We start from the raw sequence: 20,621 nt of genomic DNA, 5'->3' as shown, positions 1-20,621 counted from the left end.
ACAATTGTAACTATAATCAATAGCCTTCATTCCTTCCTTCTAATAAGTGCGCCAAACGAACCTTAAATTCTAAAGGTGAAAACGGCTTTTCAATAAAATCATCAGCACCGGCTTTAAATGCTTCCTCCAGGTGGTGGGCTGTTGATTTAGTAGAGGTCATAAAAATTCGGAAATGTCGACTAGGCAACAATCTCTTTAATCGATTAATAAGTTCTAAACCATCCATTTGTGGCATCATCCAATCCACAATTAGTATGAAGAATGGAAACTGTTCATAGATTTTTTCTGTGAAAAAGTGCTTTCCACTAGTGAAATGATATACGTTTAGTAAAGTTGTGTATTCAGTTTTTATAAATTTTGTTAATAAGTCGTCAGCGGTTACTACTAATAGTGGAGGGGTTTGGCGAGATACTGACATATATTTTTGTAATCTCTTCTGGATTGTTTCAAAAGGTAATTTTGTATGTAAAACCTCTTGTACTCCGTGATGCACAATTTGTTCATCATCTACGTTCTCATAAAAATAAATGATAGGCTGTTGTATGAAATAAGAAGGGATAGTTTCTTTATATACAACAACACAATCAGCATTATTTATGTTGTCGAAAATTTGAATGGAGGCATTTTGAAGTACCTCAGGGATAGTACCAATTATATAAATTTTAAGTAATTGATCATCCTGTTTAAAGGAAAGCATCATTTCTGTGATATGCTCGACTACATCGTAGACAGAGCTAGAATCTTTTAACGTTGTAGATAATTGTTGTAAATCCTTTTGTAATTGATAGAATCCTAATGTTTCAGCCAGGCTAATTAAGTTGTTTATGTAGCTTGTAAGTTGCTGAAGGTTATAAATTTGATATTTTTGTTTCAGCCAATCTTTATAAATTAAATCCAGCATAGTGACCTCCTTATACTATTTAAGACGTCTAGATGTGCATATCCATCTTTACTATATTATGGATAATTTTATGATGTGTAAAGAGGGAGACTGTAGAAATATAATGAATTTCTTATACATAGAAAAATATTATTGGAGTAAAAAGTATGGAGAAGAAATAAAAACAGGTTAAGGAAATAGTCCTTAACCTGTTAGTTTGTTCAAAGAGAAATTTCTTTTGTTTTCTTTTTTGCAGTTTGTATAGAGTTTGTTTCTTTTCGCTGTAATCGTTTTTCTAAAAGATTAACAAGGTAAGTGAATAGGAGAACGAGCACGAGATAATATAAACCAACGATTATATATGTATCTAATTGTTGGAAGTTCCCTGCAGCGATTGATAAACCTGACCCCCATAATTCGGACAATCCTACGTAAGCAACAAGTGAAGAATCTTTTAATCCAATAATAAATTGATTTCCTAAAGGAGGAATAGATTGACGAAATGCTTGCGGTAATACAATACGGCGCATTGCTAAAGGATACGGCATACCTAGAGAGCGAGCAGCTTCCATTTGCCCACGATCGACAGATTGGATAGAGCCGCGGAAAATTTCAGTAATATATGCACCGTTATGAATTGCTAAAGCAATGGCTCCTGCCCAAAAAGGAGTAAAAACAACAACGGATGTAATCCCAAAATAGAGAATGGCGATTTGAACAATTAAAGGTGTTCCACGAATAATGGCGATGTATACGTGAGCGATACTATTTAAAACTTTATTGTTAGAGATTCGAAAGAAAGCGAATAGTAATCCAATTATTGAACCGAGTAATAGGGATGTTAGTGTTAATTGTAATGTGACAATAGTAGCTTTTAAGAGTGTGGGATAGGTAGAGATAAAAATTTCAAACATGCGTTTCACCTCATATTGTATAGATTTTAGTAGAGAATGAAATGCCCCACACAAAGTGGGGCATGATTTATGGGAACTTTGAAGGGCTAAATTACTTTGTTTTTTCCTCTTCACCAAGAATATTACGCCCAAACCATTTTTTACTGATCTTTTCATACGTACCATCTTTAATAATTTCATCTAAAGCTTTATTTACTTTCTCGACCATTTCTTTATCATCTTTACGAATAGCAATTCCCATTTCATCAAGGTTTAGTGGTTTTCCAGCTTCTTTTATATTTGATTTACCTTCTTTGATCATGCGTAAACCAACCATTTGATCTGTAATTACTGCGTCGATACGTCCAGGCTCTAAGTCCATAAGTGCAGTAATATCGCTATCGTATTCTGTAATTTGATCTGTATATTTTGCAACGAGGTCTTTAAAGGTACTAGCTTTTACAACACCAATTTTCTTACCCTTTAAATCTTCTGGAGAAGAGATAGATGTATTCTTTTTAGCTACAAAAATTTGGGCACCAGAACGATAATAAGGATTTGAGAAATTAACAGCTTTTAAGCGTTCTTCTGTAATTGCCATACTGCCCAGTATTACATCATACTTTTTCGCTTTGAGACCTTGGATTAGCGTTTCCCATGGATTTGTAATAGGGGTTGGTTTCATATTCATTTTTTTCGCAAGTGCTTCACCTAGTTCTACATCAAAACCGACAAGTTTTCCGTCATTTTCTTTATAGTTAAAAGGCTTATATAAGCCACTCATCGCATAACGAAATTCTTTTTCACCATTTGAAGAAGTAGTAGCACTTTCCTTACTACAGGCTCCTAGTATAAAGGATGTGCATAATGTAATACTCGCAACAATGGTTAATAGTTTTCTTTTCATAAAACCCCTCCTATATATTGATCATACGGATGGTTTTAAGTATGTTATTGAAATATTTTATTTAGATGATTAGTTGTGCACCGTATGAATGTATTTCTTTTCGTTTGAAACAGAAGTTATATTATAAAACGTTACGTAAAAATTGTTTCGCTCGTTCATGTGATGGAGCTGAAAAGAATTGTGCTGGCGGAGCATCTTCTACAATTTTTCCATCATCCATAAAAATGACGCGATCAGCTACATCTCTTGCGAAATTCATTTCATGAGTAACAATAACCATGGTCATTCCTTCTTCAGCAAGTTCTTTCATAACTTGCAATACTTCTCCAACAAGTTCAGGGTCTAAAGCTGAGGTAGGTTCATCAAATAGCATAATTTTAGGATTCATAGCAAGAGCTCGTGCAATAGCAATACGCTGTTTTTGACCACCTGATAGGAGATGGGGCGTTACATCTGCTTTATCTTGTAGGCCGACTTTTTGCAGAAGCTGATTTCCGATTTCTTTTGCATTTGCTGCTTCTAATTTTTTTACATGAATAGGTGCTTCTATGATGTTTTCTAGTGAGGTCATATGAGGAAAGAGGTTAAAGTGCTGAAAAACCATACCGACATTTTCGCGGACTTTGTTTAAATTTGAATGCTTTGGATCAATTCGTTCACCTTGTAAGTGAATTTCACCTTCATCGTACATTTCTAAAAAGTTAAGACAGCGAAGTAATGTACTTTTACCGGAACCACTGGCACCAATTAAAACGACAACTTCTTTTTCATTTACTTCTAAATCAATTCCCTTTAAAACATCAAGTGAGCCGAATGATTTTACTAGATTTCGAACCTGAATCATACAAAACCCCCAGTCAAAAATATATTTTACAAATGTTGCCCCTTATTTCTGTTATTAGTCACAAATTGTCAGAATCCTTTATTTTTTTTGGAGGACAGTTATTATATAAGTAAATCTGAATGTGTAATTAAAATAGAAAGACCAACTAAATTAGGTGGTCTTTCATATACTTACAAGTTTTAAATTTTAAATTGAGTTGCAGACTTTTCTAATTCGTCAACAAGTTTTTGCATTTGAAGAGACATATTTGTAATGTCCTGTATTGATACTGACTGAGCTTGTGAAGATTGGGATGTATGATTAGTCTCCGAAACTATATTTTGTGAAATTGAAGAGATATTAATAAGGGCACTATTTATTTCTTCTGAGCTTGCTGACATTTCTTCTGCACTTGCTGTTATATCTTGTATTTGATCTGTAACTTCATTAATATGATCCACAATATTATGGAATGCTAATTTTGCATTTTGCACAGTATGAATGCCTTCTTGAATTTCTTGTTGTCCTTTCCCCATAACGTTGACTACATCTTTTGTATCATTTTGTACAAGTAAATTAAGTTTTGTAATATCTGTAGCTGCTTGTTTTGATTGTTCAGCAAGTTTACGAACTTCTTCAGATACAACAGCAAATCCCTTTCCATGTTCACCGGCGCGGGCAGATTCAATTGCGGCATTTAAAGATAATAGATTTGTTTGTTCAGAAATGTAAGTAATAGTTTGTAATGCTTTATCGATATCTTGCGTACGAACAACCAATTGATCTACTACTTTATATATTTCATCCATGACAGTATGGATAGTTGTCATTTGAGAAATGGATTTTTCAATGATTTCAGTTCCTACATTCGCCTTATCAGAAGTAGAAATAGCTAAGTTTGAAATCGTTGTAGAAGATTCAGCTATGCTTTGCACTCCATTTGCTATTTCATCCATTGCTGTAGAACTATCTTTAATATTTGCAGACTGATCATTAATATGGTGAGACAACTGTTTCATTGCATTTGCGATGTTATCCATAGTGGAAGAGGAAACGGTTGCTGTTTCAACAATATGATTTGTAGAGCTTTTGACTTTTGCACTTGTTTGAATCACATTGTTAATAATTTGTCGTAAGTTTGATATCATTTGATCAAAACTATTAAACATATGACCAAATTCATGATGATATTGTTTTGGTATGGCAATGGTTAAATCCCCTTTTCCAGCTGTATTCATTATGCTCCGTAATGAATTGATTGGATTTATAATTGATTTAGCAGTAAATAAGGAGATAAGAATGCAAAGAACTAAACAGGCAATGAATAAAATAATAGTTATGCTTATCACTTGTTTATAAGAGTGTTCGCTGTCGTTATACAGACCTTCAGCTAACTTTTCATTATAATCACTAAGATTTTTTAAAGCGCCTACTGTAGCTGATAAATTAGGTTCAACTGTAGTTAGGTAGAATGAATATGCTTGATTCAGTTTATTCTCTTTAATGAAATCTAGCATTTGAGCACGATGTTTTTTATAGTTTTCTAGTTTTTCTTTATATTGGCTAAGGAGTTTTTTTTCTTCGCCTGTTATATATGTATTTTCGTATTGAGTCTGTAATTTTTCGGTTTCTTTATTTGTATCATTTAATTTATTTAAAATTGTAGTACGTCGATTTTCATCTTCAGTAATAATGAGTTCCTTTACATAACTAAATTCTTGGTACAGGCTGCTCTCAATAGATCCAAGCCATTTAATAGGTTGTAGCCGATCGACATATACTGTTTGAAGTTGGTTGTGCATGTGTTGTAAATTCATATAATTTACAACGCTAATAATTAATATGGAAATAATGGGTACTGCTACTAATAATATTAATCTGTTTATAACGTTTAAACGATATAGAATTTTTAACATAGAATCACCTAACCTTAAATTATTTAGTTGAATATATAATGGGCATCCAAATAAAATTATACATTATTTACATATTATATACAGAAAAAGTAATGTAATTAATATGTAAATAAAAAAATGGAAATCTGTATATCTTTCTATAAAGAAAATATGGATAATAATATATAGGTAGTACTTATATTACTTATAAAAAGGGGGAAAGAAGAGATGGAAAAAGAAAGGAAGGTATTTTCCTTTGGCTTACGTACACAACTTATGCTATTCACTACAGTTTTAGCTTTAATTACATATTCAACAAGTATATTTTTTATTTATGTGATATATGATTATTTTCAAAGTTATGTAAGTCAAACTACATATAATATTATCGTTATGCTATTAGGAGTAGTATGGTCTGGAATTTTAGCATATGGAGCAGCCGTATTTTTAATTAAACCGCTTCGAAAGTTAGAGGAGGCGGCGAGAAAAGCGGCTGAAGGAGACATTCGTGAAGATGTTCCGTTACCGAAGACTGATGATGAAATTAAATCTTTAAGTGTTGCATTTAATATGATGCTTGGGAACTTAAGGGGCATGGTAAAAAATATTGATACAACATTTTCGTATACAAACAATCAAGTACAGCAAATTAGAAAACAAACAGGCGAAGCAACGAAACAAGCACAAGGTGTTTCTGAAACTCTTGCAGAGATTTCTTCTGGCGCTGAGCAATCAGCGGCATCAATTCAAGCGATTGTTTCCGCTGTTGATACAACAACTTCTATTGCAAGTGAAGTAGAAGAGAAAGCGAAACAGTCTGATGAGTTGTCTTCAGAAATGGTTCAAGCTTTAGGGCATAGTACTCGTGTCTTTACGTCTTTAATTCAAGGTATTCAAACATTGGCGAAAGAAAATGAAGATTCAATGCAAAATGTACAGAAGTTAGAGGAAAGAATGAAACAAGTAGAACACATTGTATCTGTGGTGAGTGAGATTGCTAGCCAAACGAATTTATTAGCACTTAATGCTTCTATTGAGGCTGCTCGTGCTGGAGAGCATGGACGGGGCTTTGCCGTTGTAGCTGAAGAAGTACGTAAACTTGCAGATGAAAGTGACCATTCTGCAAGAAATATATCGCAGTTATTAAGGAATATGCAAGAGGAAGTGCAACAAGTTGCAACGAAAATGACAGAACAAGTGAAAATAGCTAAGGAAGAGGCGAAACGTGGGGAAGCTACCGAATTAATTTTAAAAGAAATGTCATCAAGTGTTATGGAAGTAGCGGATGCAACGAAGCAAATTAGTAGCTATATGAATGAACAAGTGAGTCACATTCATCAAACAGGGGCACAGACGAAGGCCGTAGCAGCAATTGCTGAAGAAACGTCAGCTGGTTCACAAGAAGTAGCACGTGTAACGTTGCAACAATCTAAAAATATGATAGCGATCGATCAATTATTAAAGGATTTAGAGAAACAAGCAACAGAATTGAAACAGACAATTGAAAGATTTTCAATGTGAAAAGGAAGAACAGCATTTTTGTTCTTCCTTTTTTATATATGAACAAGGTTTGTAATAAGCGTGGACAAGGAGATGAGAAGAATGAGATTTGCCTTTGTGAGAAATAAATAAAGCATAAGAATCAAGAAACTACATAGAGTTCAATGAAAACAGTTGCAAACCATTCATATTTTGTTATGATAGTGTTACGAAAACGTTTGCATAAAAATTCCGATGGGATGCAAAAGGAGAGAATGACTATGAATAAGACATGGTGGAAAGAAGCGGTTGCTTATCAAATTTATCCACGTAGCTTTATGGATTCAAATGGCGATGGTATTGGAGATTTACAAGGTATTATTGCGAAACTGGATTATTTAAAAGATTTAGGAATAGATGTAATTTGGATTTGTCCAATGTATAAGTCACCTAATGATGATAATGGTTATGACATTAGTGATTATCAAGATATTATGGATGAGTTTGGTACGATGGAAGACTTTGATGCTTTACTAGATGAGGTTCATAAACGTGATATGAAGCTTATTATTGATTTAGTTATTAATCATACAAGTGATGAACATCCATGGTTTATTGAGTCTCGTTCATCTAAAGACAATCCGAAGCGTGATTGGTATATTTGGCATGATGGTAAAGATGGTGCGGAACCAAACAACTGGGAAAGTATTTTTAATGGTTCGGCATGGGAATATGATGAAGTAACAGGACAATATTATTTACACTTATTCTCGCGTAAACAACCAGATTTAAACTGGGAGAATAAAGAAGTTCGAGAAGTGTTATACGACACAGTTAATTGGTGGCTTGATAAAGGAATTGATGGTTTCCGTGTGGATGCGATCAGCCATATTAAAAAAGAAGATGGCTTTAAAGATATGCCAAATCCAAAAGAACTAAAGTATGTACCATCCTTTGATAAACATATGAATGTGGATGGTATTCAACCGTTATTAGAAGAGTTAAAAGAAAATACATTTTCTAAGTACGATATTATGACTGTTGGTGAAGCGAATGGCGTTAAGATTGAAGATGCTGAGCTTTGGGTTGGAGAAGAGCAAGGTAAGTTTAATATGGTATTCCAATTCGAACATTTAAGCTTATGGGATGCTGAAAAGAAGAAAGACCTTGATGTTGTAGGACTGAAAAAGGTATTAACAAAATGGCAAAAAGGGTTAGAAAATAAAGGGTGGAATGCCTTATATATTGAGAATCACGATAAACCACGTATCGTTTCAACTTGGGGGGATGATAAACAATATTGGCGTGAAAGTGCAACGGCTCTAGGCGCAATGTACTTCTTTATGCATGGCACACCGTTTATTTATCAAGGGCAAGAAATTGGGATGACAAATGTCCAATTACCAAATGTTGAAGATTACGATGATGTTGCAACTAAAAATTTATATCGTGAGAAAATTGCAGAGGGCGTATCACATCAAGATATGATGGAAATTATATGGGCTTCTTGCCGTGATAATTCACGTACACCTATGCAGTGGAACGATGAGATGAATGCTGGCTTCACAACAGGTGCACCTTGGTTTAGTATGAATCAAAACTACAAAGAAATTAATGTTGAAAAGCAAAAGAATGAAGAGAACTCTATTTTCAATTTCTATAAGAAAATGATTGCCTTGAAAAAAGAGCACGATGTACTGAATTACGGTACGTACGATTTACTTTTAGAAGATGATCCGCAAATTTATGCATATACTCGTACATTAAATGATGAAAAGATTATTGTAATTAGTAATATCTCAAAAGAGGAAGCTGTATATAATGAGGGTTCATTTGCACTAGAACGCAAACGTTTGCTTTTAAATAACTATGAAGTTGCGGAACATGAACAAGTAACTACAATCACGTTAAAGCCTTATGAAACAAGGGTTTATCGCATTTCATAATAAAAAAGGATGCTCTTAGAGCATCTTTTTTTATGAAAAATAATAAATTTCTATTGCAAAGTGAAAACGCTTTTATTAAAATAGATTTATGAAAACGGTTGCGTAAAGATAAAAATGAAGTAACATAAGGAATCGTTTTCATAAAGGAAACAGAAATTATAATTTAAATCATTATGTTGTTATAAATAAAGGGGAGGAAGAACAGATGAAAATTACGTCTTTTGATTTTTGGCAAAAGTTCGGGAAAGCGTTATTAGTTGTTGTAGCTGTAATGCCAGCAGCTGGTTTAATGATTTCTATCGGTAAGTTAATTGGAATGTCTGCTGGGGATATTAACGCAGTTCATACAATCGCTCGCGTAATGGAAGACATCGGTTGGGCAATTATTACTAATCTACACATCTTATTCGCAGTAGCAATTGGGGGATCTTGGGCGAAAGATCGTGCAGGTGGTGCATTTGCAGCACTATTAGCATTCGTCTTAACCAACAGAATTACAGGAGCTATATTTGGCGTAAACGCTGAAATGTTAGCGGATTCAAAAGCGAAAGTTTCTTCAGTATTAGCGGGAGATTTAATTGTAAAAGATTACTTTACTTCTGTACTTGGTGCACCAGCATTAAACATGGGAGTTTTCGTAGGGATTATCACAGGTTTCTTAGGAGCTACTTTATATAACAAATATTATAACTATAACAAACTGCCACAAGCATTAGCATTCTTTAACGGAAAACGATTCGTACCATTCGTTGTAATTGTTTGGTCTACAGTAACTGCAATTGTATTATCACTTTTATGGCCATTCATCCAAAGTGGATTAAATGAATTTGGTCGCTGGATTGCAGCTTCAAAAGATAGTGCACCAATTGTTGCACCATTTGTATATGGAACGTTAGAGCGTTTACTATTACCATTCGGTTTACATCATATGTTAACAATTCCGATGAACTATACAGAGCTGGGCGGAACATATACGATGTTAACTGGCTCAAAAATTGGACAAGTTGTAGCAGGACAAGATCCATTATGGCTTGCATGGATTACAGATTTAAATAACTTATTAGCAAATGGAGATACAAAAGCATATAACGATCTATTAAATAATGTTGTACCGGCTCGTTTCAAAGCTGGACAAGTTATCGGTTCAACAGCAGCATTAATGGGTATTGCTTTCGCGATGTTCCGTAATGTTGATAAAGAAAAACGTTCAAAATATAAACCAATGTTCTTATCAGCAGCATTAGCAGTATTTTTAACAGGTGTAACAGAACCAATTGAATTCATGTTCATGTTTATTGCTCCAGTATTATATGTTGTATATGCAATTACAACAGGACTTGCATTCGCATTAGCAGATTTAATTAACTTACGTGTTCACGCATTCGGATTTATTGAGTTAATTACTCGTACACCGATGATGGTTAATGCAGGACTAACTAGAGATTTAATCAATTTCGTTATCGTTTCATTAGTATTCTTCGGTCTGAACTTTACATTATTCAATTTCTTAATTAAAAAGTTCAACTTACCAACACCAGGACGTGCAGGTAACTATATTGATAACGAAGATGAGGCATCAGAAGGAACAGGAAATGTACAAGATGGTTCATTAGCAACAAAAGTTATTGATCTATTAGGTGGAAAAGAAAATATTGCTGACGTAGATGCTTGTATGACACGTTTACGTGTAACAGTAAAAGATTTAGATGTTGTTGCACCAGAAGCGCAGTGGAAACAAAATGGTGCTTTAGGACTAATCGTAAAAGATAAAGGTGTACAAGCGGTATATGGCCCGAAAGCTGACGTATTAAAGTCAGACATTCAAGATATGTTAGGTGCGTAATAATATGAAATTGCTAACTTTAAACTGTCACTCTTGGCAAGAAGAAAATCAAATAGAAAAGATAAAATATCTTGCTAAAGTCATTCAAGAAGAAGAGTACGATGTTATCGCATTACAAGAAGTAAGTCAGTCGATAGGAGCTAAAAATGTATGCGGTAACAAGAAAGAAGATAATTTTGGACTTTTACTATTAGAAGAGTTAAAAGCGTTACATGTAAAAGATTACAATATTACTTGGGATTTCTCTCATATTGGTTATGATGTGTATGAAGAAGGATTAGCGATTATAACGAAGCATAATGTTGTAAAAGAAGATACGTTCTTTATTTCAGAAAATAAGGATACAACGTATTGGAAAACACGCAAAATTGTAAGTGCAACAATTGCTTATAATGGTAAGAACATCACGTTTTACTCTTGCCACCTCGGTTGGTGGAATGATGAAGAAGAATCATTTAAAGATCAAGTGAATCGTTTGATGGAGCATGTAGATAGCAATGAATTTTCCTTCTTAATGGGTGATTTTAATAATAATGCCCGTTTGCAAGGTGAGGGCTATGAATATATGATGCAAAAAGGTTTGCATGACACATATGAACTAGCAATAGAGAAGGATGAAGGAACAACTGTCCAAGGGGAAATTGCTGGTTGGGATGAAAATAAACATAATCTACGAATCGATCTAATATTGTGTAACCGAAGTGAAAAAGTTCGTTCTTCAAAAGTTATTTTTAATGGTACAAACCGAAATATAATTTCAGATCATTTCGGTGTAGAAGTGCAAGTAGATATATAATAGAAGAAATCCTCACAGATAATAAAAAGCTGTGAGGATTTTTTTGAGGAATACAAGTATTTCCAAGAGAAAATACTTGTATTTTTTATGACATTTCCTATATATTTGTTATTATTGAATGTAAAACCGATTTGGTCATTTTGTATTCATACTTTGACTTACTTCGTTATATAATGTAGTAAGTTAAAGTTAATGGGAAAAAATAGTTCGTTTTCGGTTAATCCACGATGTAGAAAGTGATATAATTGCAAAATGTATGTATCATTTTCTAAAGAAGGAAAAATATATAATTAGGTGATAACTTCTATGAAACAAATTTGGCGTATTTATAAGACAGATTTACGGAATGTAGCAAAACATTGGGCTGCAATTGTTATTGTTGTAGGGTTAATGATTTTACCATCGTTATATGCATGGTTTAACATTAAAGCTTCTTGGGATCCATATGGAAATACAAAAGAAGTTCCCATTGCAGTTTCTAACGAAGATGCAGGCTCTAATTTAAGAGGAAAAGATATCAATATCGGGAACGAGATTGTAGATTCTCTGAAGAAAAACAAAAATCTTGGCTGGAAATTTGTAGATGAAAAACAAGCAATTTACGGAGTGGAACGCGGGGATTACTATGCAAGCATTACAATTCCAAAAGACTTCTCTGAAAAGATTGCAACTGTTCTGGATGAAAATCCACAGAAACCAGAACTTGATTACTATGTAAATGAAAAGGTAAATGCGATTGCACCGAAGATTACAGCAAAAGGTGCATCAGGTATTACAGAAGAAATTAGTAAAAACTTTGTTAAAACAGCGAACGGTGAGATTTTTAAAATCTTCAATGACCTTGGAATCGATTTAGAAACAAACTTACCAAGTATTGAGAAAGTAAAAGATCTTGTATTTAAGTTAGAAGCGCAGTTCCCAGAAATGAATACATTGATGGATAAGGCGTTAGATGATGCGACTCGAGCAGAGGATGTTGTGAAAGTAGCGCAGAAAGAGTTGCCGGTTGTAGAGAGTGTTATTAATGATGGTCAGGATACACTTAAGAGCTTAGATGCATTCTTTGCGAGAAACGATGAAACATTGAATCGTGCTCCAGGAACTATTAAGAATAATTTAATTGTAACGAAGCAGGGATTGGATGCTGCAGCGAAAATTACGGATTACTTAAAAAATCCTTCATTTGATTTTAATCTGACACTTCCAGATCCAGCTAAATTACCAGTGTTACCTAATATAACTATTCCGCAAATACCACAAATACCAGAAATACCAGAAATTCCAGCATTACCGCAAGTGAATGGTGAGGGGTATAAAAATATTGCTAAAAATATTAATCAAACTGTAAATAATGTTTTTAGTTCGATACGTGTCGGAACAACTTACGCACAAGGTGTTATAAACGGGTTGCAAAATGGTAATTTTGATCCAGAGAAAGCGAAACAAGATCTTAATAATGTTTCTGAGACGCTACAAGGTAGAGCAGATAGTGTTTCATATGTAATTGATATCTTTACTAAATTTAAAGAGTCGGCATCAACTGATTTTGGAAAAGAATTCTTCCAAAAGAGAATAGAGAAATTAACAAACCTTAAAACAGCAATTGTAAATGCAAATGGTGGCGTTAAAGATATTGCCAATATTATTGGTACAGGGCAAGAAGTGAAACAAGATGTAAGAGATGCTACTAATAAAAAGCTAGATGCAATAAATAACTTGGTAAATCAAGCAGAAGCAGATTATAATGCTACGTTTGTAGCAGATTTCGAAAAAGCAGTAAGCACAGCTGAGCAATTGAAAAACCAAGCTGAGCAATTGAAAGACAAAGCTGAAAATGTAAAAGAAGATGCTCAGCAACTTAGAGGTAATTTAAATCAAGATATAAAAAAAGCGAATGAGTTAGTAAATCAAACCAATGAGGCATTAGACAATGGTAGAGAAAAGTACGATAAGGCTGTAAGTGATTACAGCAGAGTAAAAACAGAACTTGGAAAAGCAAGAGAAGACTTAAGCAACGCAGGTGTTAATGGATTAGACTCTACAAAAGTAGCCTTAAATGATTTAAATGGACAGTTCAAAGCAGCATGGAATTTAGTTAATGATATGATTCCAGTTCTGGAAAATACAAATAAAGTTTTAGCAGATGTAAATAGTGATAAGAACACGAATAACACGATTTCTAAATTGAATAAAGTAAAAGATGGTCTTCAAAAAGGAATCGATTTAACTGATAAGGGAATTGACGCTATTAATAAAGGTCAAAAACCGGCGACAGATGTTATTGAGAGTATTAATAAAGTATCTAAAGATGTTTCGGGTCAAATAGGTGACATCTTAGCTAAATACGATTCAGAAATCGTTCCAAACTTTAATGAAGCAATTGCTCGTACAAAAGAGATGTCTAAAAACACATCTCAAATTTTAAAAGAAGCAGACAAAAAGCTTCCAGATGTTAAAAAAATACTAGAAGATTCATCAAAAGGCTTAGTAGACGGTAAAAAGAAATTAACAGACATTAAAGCTGAAATGCCAGCTACTGAGAAAAAGATTAAAGAATTGGCAGATAAAATTCGTGATTTTGAATCTGAAGAGGATTTAAAAGATATCATACGCTTATTGAAAAACGATGTTGAGAAGCAAAGTGATTATTTTGCGAATCCAGTAAATTTAAAAGAGAATAAATTATTTGCAATGCCGAACTACGGTTCAGCAATGTCACCATTCTATACAGTGCTTGCATTATGGGTAGGCGCATTATTAATGGTTTCATTATTAACAGTAGAAGTACATGAAGAGGGCGCGAATTATAAGAGCCATGAAATTTACTTCGGACGTTTATTAACATTCTTAACGATAGGTCTTTCACAAGCGTTTATCGTATCAATGGGAGATATATTCTTACTCGGTACGTACGTAGTCGATAAGTTCTGGTTTGTATTATTTAGTTTATTTATTGGTGGGGTCTTCGTTTGTATCGTATACTCACTTGTTTCTATTTTTGGAAACGTTGGGAAATCGATGGCGATCATTTTACTTGTACTACAAGTAGCAGGGTCGGGCGGAACATTCCCAATTCAAATGACACCGAAATTCTTCCAAGCAATTTATCCGTTCTTACCGTTCACATATGCAATTAGTGCAATTCGTGAAACAGTAGGCGGAATGCTGTGGGATATTGTAACGCGAGATTTACTTGTATTAAGTGCTTTCGTAGTAGTTATGATTGTTGCTGCGTTATTACTGAAAACACCAATTAACAAATCGAGCGAAAAATTCGTTGAGAACGCAAAAGGAAGTAAAATCATTCACTAACATAAAAGGTTCCTACCGATAGAGGTAGGAACCTTTTTGTTTAATCAAATTTTAATTTCTTTAATGCTTCTGCAAATGGGTTATTTAATGGTTCTTCTTCTTTTTTCTGTTGTTTCATATATTTTTGAACGTCACGTTTATCAGCTTTGTTTCCAGATTCTTTTTTACGTCTTTCTTGGAATGTGGATAATTTTTCGCGATAGCCACATTTACATGCAAAGATTTGCCCTGCACCTTCACCACGTAATTCTAACTTCTTCTTACACTGAGGGCAACGAGCGTTTGTTGTACGAGATACATTTTTACGATGACCACATTCACGGTCTTGGCAAACGAGCATTTTTCCTTTTTTGCCGTTTACCTCTAGCATTGGTTTACCGCAATCTGGACAAGACTTCGTTGAAATGTTGTCATGTTTATATTTTTTATCACTCGATTTAATTTCAGAAACAATTTCTTTCGTATAGTTCTTCATTTCGGAAATGAATACTTCTTTTTTCAGTTTACCCTTTGCAATTGCCTCTAGCTTTTGTTCCCACTCACCAGTTAGTGTAGGTGATTTTAACTCTTCTGGTACTAAATCAAGTAACTGACGGCCTTTTGAAGTAATGTGAATATCTTTACCGCGTTTTTCAATTAAGAATGAATTGAATAGCTTGTCGATAATATCAGCTCGTGTTGCTACAGTACCTAATCCACCAGTTGATTTTAACGTATCAGCAAGTTTTTTATTTTGCGTATCCATATATTTTGTAGGATTTTCCATTGCTGAAAGTAAAGTCGCTTCGTTAAAACGTGCAGGTGCTTTCGTTTGACCTGATGTTTGCATAATTAACTTTACAGTTAATGTATCGCCTTTTTCGATGCGAGGTAAAAGCTGCTCTTTTACGTCATCTGTTACATCATCATCTTCAAAGCGATTTTCGTATACTTCTTTCCAGCCGGCATGTAAAATTGTTTTTCCGCGTGCAATGAACGTTTCATTGCCAACTTTTGTGCGTAACGTTAGTTGTTCGTATTCGAATGCTGGGAATAAAACGGCTAAGAAACGTTTGACAACTAAATCATAAATTTTACGTTCTTTATCTGTGAAGGCAGAGAAATTAACGTATCCTTCTGTCGGAATAATTGCGTGATGATCGCTTACTTTACTATCATCAACAAATGACTTATTAGCCTTGATAGGCTTTTGTAATACTTTATGTGCTAAAGGACGATATTCCCCAACGCCGCACGCCTTTAGACGTTCTGGAAGTGTTCCAACGATATCAGATGAAATGTAACGCGAATCTGTACGAGGGTATGTTAGCACTTTATGCTGCTCATACAATTTCTGCATAATATTCAATGTTTCTTTCGCAGAGTAACCGAACTTTTTATTGGCATCACGTTGCAATTCAGTTAAATCGTAAAGACCAGGAGAGAATGACTTCTTCTGTTTTTTATCAATTTCTAAAACAGTAGCATTATGCTTATCTAAACCTTTTACAATACCATCAATTTTTTCTTTATTGAAGCTGCGGCTATTGCCGTTTGCATCTTGCCAAGTTAGTTTTAACTGATTTGTCGTTTGAGCCTCGATGCCGTAGTAAGTTTGAGCTTTGAAGTTCTTTATTTCATCTTCACGATTAGCAATCATTGCGACAGTAGGTGTTTGCACACGGCCGCAATTCAGTTGGGCATTAAAGCGAGTCGTTAAAGCTCGAGTTGCGTTAAGACCGATATACCAGTCAGCTTCTGAACGTGCAACTGCTGAAGCGTATAAATTGTCATATGCCTTACCTGGTTTTAAATTTGCAAAACCATCTTTAATTGCTTTATCAGTAACAGATGAAATCCATAGACGTTTAATTGGTTTGTTAATTCGAACTTTATCAATAATCCAACGAGCGACTAATTCTCCTTCACGCCCAGCGTCTGTTGCTACAATAATTTCATGTACATCTTTTCTAAGTAGCTGACTTTTTACAGCATTAAATTGTTTCCCTGTTTGTTTAATAACTGTTAATTTCAAACGCTCAGGTAACATCGGTAAATCTTCTAAATTCCACTTTTTATATTTCACATCGTAGCTTTCTGGATCTGCTAATGTAACGAGATGACCTAAAGCCCAAGTCACAATATATTTACTACCTTCAAGGTAGCCGTTTCCCTTTTTATCGCACTTCAGTACACGTGCAATATCTCGTGCAACGGAAGGCTTTTCAGCGATTACAACGCTTTTTGACATATTTAAAACATCCTTTCAAATTTCCATACGTTAACTATAGCATACATCTTCTTGAGATTCAGTTTCGCTCCAGATTTGAACGTTTTTTAATGGGATAACATCTGTTTGAAAGTGAATAATCGTGACAGAACATAATATGCACCATGATGAGACTGTGAGAAATAGATAGTTATTATGCGTATTGTTTTATTAGTTGCTTCTATATTAAATAGAAAAGTAAAGAACTTGTTATTTTAGTAGAATAAGAGTAGACTTTGAAGTAGAAGAATACTAAACACATGGGAGTTTGTGGATACAAACTGAGAGTATGACTAGTCCGTCATTGACCATTTGAACCTGTTGGATAATGCCAGCGTAGGGAGAGTGTAAAAGCACATGTTCAGGCACTTTGCGTACGCGCAAAGTGCCTTTTTGTGTATCTCCCATCACTATAGTTAGGAGATGAGAAGGATGAATATGAAAGAAATTAGTAAAGTAGTGGATTTGGTGAGAGAATCTAATCCGCTCGTTCATAATATTACAAATGTTGTTGTAACAAATTTTACAGCTAACGGTTTGTTAGCGTTAGGGGCATCGCCTGTAATGGCGTATGCAAAAGAAGAAGTGGCAGAAATGGCTAGCATTGCTGGAGCGTTAGTATTAAATATGGGAACACTTCGTCCGGAAGAAGTAGAAGCGATGTTACTTGCCGGTAAATCAGCAAATGTGAACAATGTACCAGTACTGTTTGATCCAGTTGGTGCAGGAGCAACATCGTATCGAACAGAAGTTGCGAGACATATTCCGGCTGAAATTGAATTAGCGATTATTCGCGGAAATGCAGCTGAAATAGCGAACGTTATTAATGAGAGATGGGAAATTAAAGGGGTAGACGCTGGTGCTGGAAATGGTAATGTCGTAAGTATTGCAAAGCAGGCAGCGGATGAATTGAATACAGTTGCGGTAATTACTGGGAAAGAAGATGTTGTTACAGATGGGCAGCGAACGATTGTTATTCGAAATGGCCATCCTATTTTAACGAAAGTTACGGGAACTGGTTGTTTACTAACTTCTGTAATAGGAGCATTTGTAGCGGTAGAAAAGGATTATGTAAAGGCTGCAGTAGCGGCATTAACGTTTTATGGTGTAGCCGCGGAACTAGCAGCTGCTAAGACAGTAGAAAAGGGACCTGGTAGTTTCCAAATTGAATTTTTAAATCAGTTAGCCAATACGACTTCGAGTGATATAGAAAAGTATGGGAAAATTGAGGTTATATAGTAAGGAGGGAAAATAAATGTCACGTATTTCAAAGGCAGAAATGTCTAAGTTATTATCAGTATATTTTATTATGGGAAGTAACAATTGTACGAAGGATCCACTGCAAGTATTGAGAGAGGCACTTGAAGGCGGTATAACAATTTTTCAATTTCGTGAAAAGGGAGAAGGGGCTTTAACGGGAGAAGAACGTATTTGTTTCGCAAAAGAATTACAAGCAATTTGTAAGGAATACGGCGTACCATTCATCGTAAATGATGATGTGGAACTAGCCCTCGAGTTAGATGCAGATGGTGTGCATGTTGGGCAAGATGATGAAGGAATTACCTCTGTTCGTGAAAAAATGGGGGATAAAATTATCGGTGTATCTACACATACAATTGAAGAAGCACGCTGGGCAATTGAAAATGGGGCTGACTATTTAGGTGTAGGACCTATTTTTCCAACGAGTACGAAAAAAGATACGAAAGCAGTGCAAGGAACGAAAGGTTTAGCTCATTTTAGAGAACAAGGAATTACAATACCGATTGTCGGAATTGGGGGCATTTCAATTGAAAATACCGCTTCGGTTATAGAAGCAGGTGCGGACGGTGTTTCAGTTATTTCAGCGATTAGTTTAGCGGAATCTGCTTATGAAAGTACGAAGAAATTAGTAGAGGAAGTAAGTAGGAGTTTGTAGGAAAAGGGAACTTCACAAAAATAGTAAAGAACAGAATGGACAGCTAAAAATATTTAAACAAACGTTTGATTAAAAAAGCACAAACCCTGTAAATTTGTAGGTTTGTGCTTTTTCTTTAAAACATAATTGATATTAAGAGCATTCCAATTCCTATAGAAGTGAATGTTGCGATTAGGCCTGGAATCATAAAGCTATGATTTAAAACATATTTACCAATGCCAGTTGTACCAGTACGATCAAAGTTAATGGCAGCAACAATTGTTCCGTAGTTTGGAATGAAGAAATATCCATTTACTGCAGGGAACATCGCGATCAGTAGTGCTGGTGGAATACCGAGTGATAATCCAAGAGGCATTAAAGCACGTACTGTTGCGGCTTGGCTATATAGTAAAATAGATAGAATGAATAATGCGATGGCAAATAGCCATGGCGCACTTGTTACTAGATGCTGAATTGATCCTTGAATCATATTTAAGTTTCCGTTAAAGAAAGTATCTCCCATCCAAGCGATACCGAAAATAGCAACAACTGCTGTTGCCCCCGCTTTAAAGACGTTACCAGACACGATGCTTTCTACATTTGGTTTACAGAAAATAATAATAAGAGCTGCGATCGTTAACATAACCATTTCAATTGTGTTTGGCATGGAAAGACGGGCTAACTTCCCATCAACTATCCATCCTGGACGAAGTGCTTCAAATGAACCGAGAAGTACGACAAGGAAAGTTCCTACTAAGAAAAGGATAACTGATAATTTAGCGCCTTTTACATCAACAAATTCTTTTTTCTCTTCAATCTTAGGAATCATTCCTTCTTTTAATCGTTTTAAGTATTCAGGGTCTTCATTTAATTCTTTCCCCATTTTGCTAGCAACAAATGCAGCTATCATACAAGCGATAAAAGTAGAAGGGATACTTACTTTTAAAATATCTAATAAGGTGATTTTATAGTCAGCTAACATTGCTAAAAGTGCAACTGTTGCAGCTGATATAGGACTAGCTGTAATTGCTTGTTGGGAAGCAATTACGGCAATTGACATTGGTCGTTCCGGTCTAATTCCAGATTCGCGAGAGACTTCTGCGATAACAGGAAGTACAGAATAAGCAACGTGACCAGTTCCTGCACAAAGTGTAAATAGATAAGTAACAATTGGAGCAAAGAATGTAATGCGTTTTGGATTTTTTCGTAATGCTTTCTCGGCCAGATGAACAAGGTAGTCCATTCCTCCAGCGGCTTGGAGTGCACCAGCAGCTGTAATTACTGCTAAAATCATAAGCATGACATCGATAGGAGGAGCTGTAGGTTGTAAGTGGAAGACGAAAACAAGTATTGCCATACCAACGCCACCCATTACTCCTAGACCAACTCCGCCTAGACGTGCGCCAATAAAAATGCAGAGTAGTAACGTAAGAAATTGTAGCCAAAACATGATAAACTACCTCCGAAATTCATTAGTTAAGATATATTCGAATAATTTAATTTAAAAGAAAATTAAAATAAATATTCAAAACAATCCTTGTATTATATACATTTTTTATTATATAACACAAGAAATGTAACATTCACGTACTTTGTTAAATTATTTTGAAAAAATAATACAGCCAAATTTTACATTTGTATCTCTAAATAGGTGGACATTTTAATTTTTATGTTGTAATCTTTGATAGAGAATAATGTAATTCTC

Annotated in this window: 14 protein-coding genes and 1 riboswitch; of the genes, 7 read left to right on the top strand and 7 right to left on the bottom strand. The window is 34.7% G+C overall.

From position 1 onward, the window contains the following. Positions 1-16 precede the first annotated feature (16 nt). From PDQ40_RS19710 to PDQ40_RS19690, 5 genes are all read right to left on the bottom strand, one after another. Complete coding sequence (locus PDQ40_RS19710) at positions 17-901, bottom strand: response regulator (RefSeq protein ID WP_000886124.1); 885 nt, start codon at positions 899-901, stop codon at positions 17-19. A gap of 200 nt (positions 902-1,101) precedes the next feature. Continuing rightward, positions 1,102-1,794: an amino acid ABC transporter permease gene (locus tag PDQ40_RS19705; protein WP_000461538.1), complete on the bottom strand. Its 693-nt coding sequence runs from the start codon at positions 1,792-1,794 to the stop codon at positions 1,102-1,104. A gap of 91 nt (positions 1,795-1,885) precedes the next feature. Continuing rightward, positions 1,886-2,680, bottom strand: coding sequence for an ABC transporter substrate-binding protein (locus PDQ40_RS19700; RefSeq protein ID WP_000823738.1), 795 nt, complete (start codon positions 2,678-2,680; stop codon positions 1,886-1,888). A gap of 121 nt (positions 2,681-2,801) precedes the next feature. Then, positions 2,802-3,524, bottom strand: coding sequence for an amino acid ABC transporter ATP-binding protein (locus PDQ40_RS19695; protein WP_000616936.1), 723 nt, complete (start codon positions 3,522-3,524; stop codon positions 2,802-2,804). Between the two features lie 179 nt (positions 3,525-3,703). Further along, on the bottom strand, positions 3,704-5,419 hold the full coding sequence (locus PDQ40_RS19690; protein WP_074531852.1) for a methyl-accepting chemotaxis protein: 1,716 nt from the start codon (positions 5,417-5,419) through the stop codon (positions 3,704-3,706). Between the two features lie 207 nt (positions 5,420-5,626). Between PDQ40_RS19690 and PDQ40_RS19685 the strand changes: the two genes are divergently transcribed. The 5 genes from PDQ40_RS19685 (at position 5,627) to PDQ40_RS19665 (ending at position 14,774) form a co-directional block, all read left to right on the top strand. Further along, the gene (locus tag PDQ40_RS19685) at positions 5,627-6,919 is read left to right on the top strand and encodes a methyl-accepting chemotaxis protein (protein WP_000410248.1); all 1,293 of its coding nucleotides are present in this window, start codon (positions 5,627-5,629) and stop codon (positions 6,917-6,919) included. Between the two features lie 239 nt (positions 6,920-7,158). Next, the gene (locus tag PDQ40_RS19680) at positions 7,159-8,823 is read left to right on the top strand and encodes a glycoside hydrolase family 13 protein (RefSeq protein WP_001044728.1); all 1,665 of its coding nucleotides are present in this window, start codon (positions 7,159-7,161) and stop codon (positions 8,821-8,823) included. A 205-nt stretch (positions 8,824-9,028) separates the two neighbouring features. Further along, positions 9,029-10,666, top strand: a complete 1,638-nt coding sequence (locus tag PDQ40_RS19675) for a PTS transporter subunit IIBC (protein WP_000705536.1) — start codon at positions 9,029-9,031, stop codon at positions 10,664-10,666. A 4-nt stretch (positions 10,667-10,670) separates the two neighbouring features. Continuing rightward, complete coding sequence (locus PDQ40_RS19670) at positions 10,671-11,462, top strand: endonuclease/exonuclease/phosphatase family protein (protein WP_000771962.1); 792 nt, start codon at positions 10,671-10,673, stop codon at positions 11,460-11,462. Positions 11,463-11,768: 306 nt separating this feature from the next. Next, positions 11,769-14,774: a YhgE/Pip domain-containing protein gene (locus PDQ40_RS19665; RefSeq protein ID WP_074531851.1), complete on the top strand. Its 3,006-nt coding sequence runs from the start codon at positions 11,769-11,771 to the stop codon at positions 14,772-14,774. Between the two features lie 40 nt (positions 14,775-14,814). Here PDQ40_RS19665 and topB read toward each other — a convergent pair whose 3' ends face one another. After that, on the bottom strand, positions 14,815-17,004 hold the full coding sequence (gene topB / locus PDQ40_RS19660) for a DNA topoisomerase III (RefSeq protein WP_000047283.1): 2,190 nt from the start codon (positions 17,002-17,004) through the stop codon (positions 14,815-14,817). Between the two features lie 268 nt (positions 17,005-17,272). Next, positions 17,273-17,382, top strand: a riboswitch (TPP riboswitch). 72 nt (positions 17,383-17,454) lie between these two features. Here topB and thiM point away from each other — a divergent pair. After that, positions 17,455-18,261 carry a hydroxyethylthiazole kinase gene (thiM, locus tag PDQ40_RS19655; RefSeq protein ID WP_001056113.1) on the top strand — a complete coding sequence of 269 codons (807 nt, stop codon included), beginning with the start codon at positions 17,455-17,457 and terminating at the stop codon, positions 18,259-18,261. A gap of 16 nt (positions 18,262-18,277) precedes the next feature. After that, complete coding sequence (gene thiE / locus PDQ40_RS19650) at positions 18,278-18,937, top strand: thiamine phosphate synthase (RefSeq protein WP_270691596.1); 660 nt, start codon at positions 18,278-18,280, stop codon at positions 18,935-18,937. Between the two features lie 115 nt (positions 18,938-19,052). Here thiE and PDQ40_RS19645 read toward each other — a convergent pair whose 3' ends face one another. Continuing rightward, positions 19,053-20,366 (bottom strand): anaerobic C4-dicarboxylate transporter family protein, encoded by a 1,314-nt coding sequence (locus PDQ40_RS19645; RefSeq protein WP_048557293.1) that lies wholly within the window; start codon positions 20,364-20,366, stop codon positions 19,053-19,055. Positions 20,367-20,621: the final 255 nt, after the last annotated feature.

It is taken from the genome of Bacillus cereus group sp. Bc061, from assembly GCF_027715825.1.
In the GTDB taxonomy this organism is placed as follows: Bacteria; Bacillota; Bacilli; order Bacillales; family Bacillaceae_G; genus Bacillus_A; species Bacillus_A paranthracis.
This window is presented reverse-complemented; position numbering and strand designations above follow the sequence as displayed.

Excerpts from the sequence above, each read along its gene's own strand:
- PDQ40_RS19710 (WP_000886124.1), bottom strand. The coding sequence starts at position 901 with ATGCTGGATTTAATTTATAAAGATTGGCTGAAACAAAAATATCAAATT.
- PDQ40_RS19705 (WP_000461538.1), bottom strand. The coding sequence starts at position 1,794 with ATGTTTGAAATTTTTATCTCTACCTATCCCACACTCTTAAAAGCTACT.
- PDQ40_RS19700 (WP_000823738.1), bottom strand. The coding sequence starts at position 2,680 with ATGAAAAGAAAACTATTAACCATTGTTGCGAGTATTACATTATGCACA.
- PDQ40_RS19695 (WP_000616936.1), bottom strand. The coding sequence starts at position 3,524 with ATGATTCAGGTTCGAAATCTAGTAAAATCATTCGGCTCACTTGATGTT.
- PDQ40_RS19690 (WP_074531852.1), bottom strand. The coding sequence starts at position 5,419 with ATGTTAAAAATTCTATATCGTTTAAACGTTATAAACAGATTAATATTA.
- PDQ40_RS19685 (WP_000410248.1), top strand. The coding sequence starts at position 5,627 with ATGGAAAAAGAAAGGAAGGTATTTTCCTTTGGCTTACGTACACAACTT.
- PDQ40_RS19680 (WP_001044728.1), top strand. The coding sequence starts at position 7,159 with ATGAATAAGACATGGTGGAAAGAAGCGGTTGCTTATCAAATTTATCCA.
- PDQ40_RS19675 (WP_000705536.1), top strand. The coding sequence starts at position 9,029 with ATGAAAATTACGTCTTTTGATTTTTGGCAAAAGTTCGGGAAAGCGTTA.
- PDQ40_RS19670 (WP_000771962.1), top strand. The coding sequence starts at position 10,671 with ATGAAATTGCTAACTTTAAACTGTCACTCTTGGCAAGAAGAAAATCAA.
- PDQ40_RS19665 (WP_074531851.1), top strand. The coding sequence starts at position 11,769 with ATGAAACAAATTTGGCGTATTTATAAGACAGATTTACGGAATGTAGCA.
- topB (WP_000047283.1), bottom strand. The coding sequence starts at position 17,004 with ATGTCAAAAAGCGTTGTAATCGCTGAAAAGCCTTCCGTTGCACGAGAT.
- thiM (WP_001056113.1), top strand. The coding sequence starts at position 17,455 with ATGAATATGAAAGAAATTAGTAAAGTAGTGGATTTGGTGAGAGAATCT.
- thiE (WP_270691596.1), top strand. The coding sequence starts at position 18,278 with ATGTCACGTATTTCAAAGGCAGAAATGTCTAAGTTATTATCAGTATAT.
- PDQ40_RS19645 (WP_048557293.1), bottom strand. The coding sequence starts at position 20,366 with ATGTTTTGGCTACAATTTCTTACGTTACTACTCTGCATTTTTATTGGC.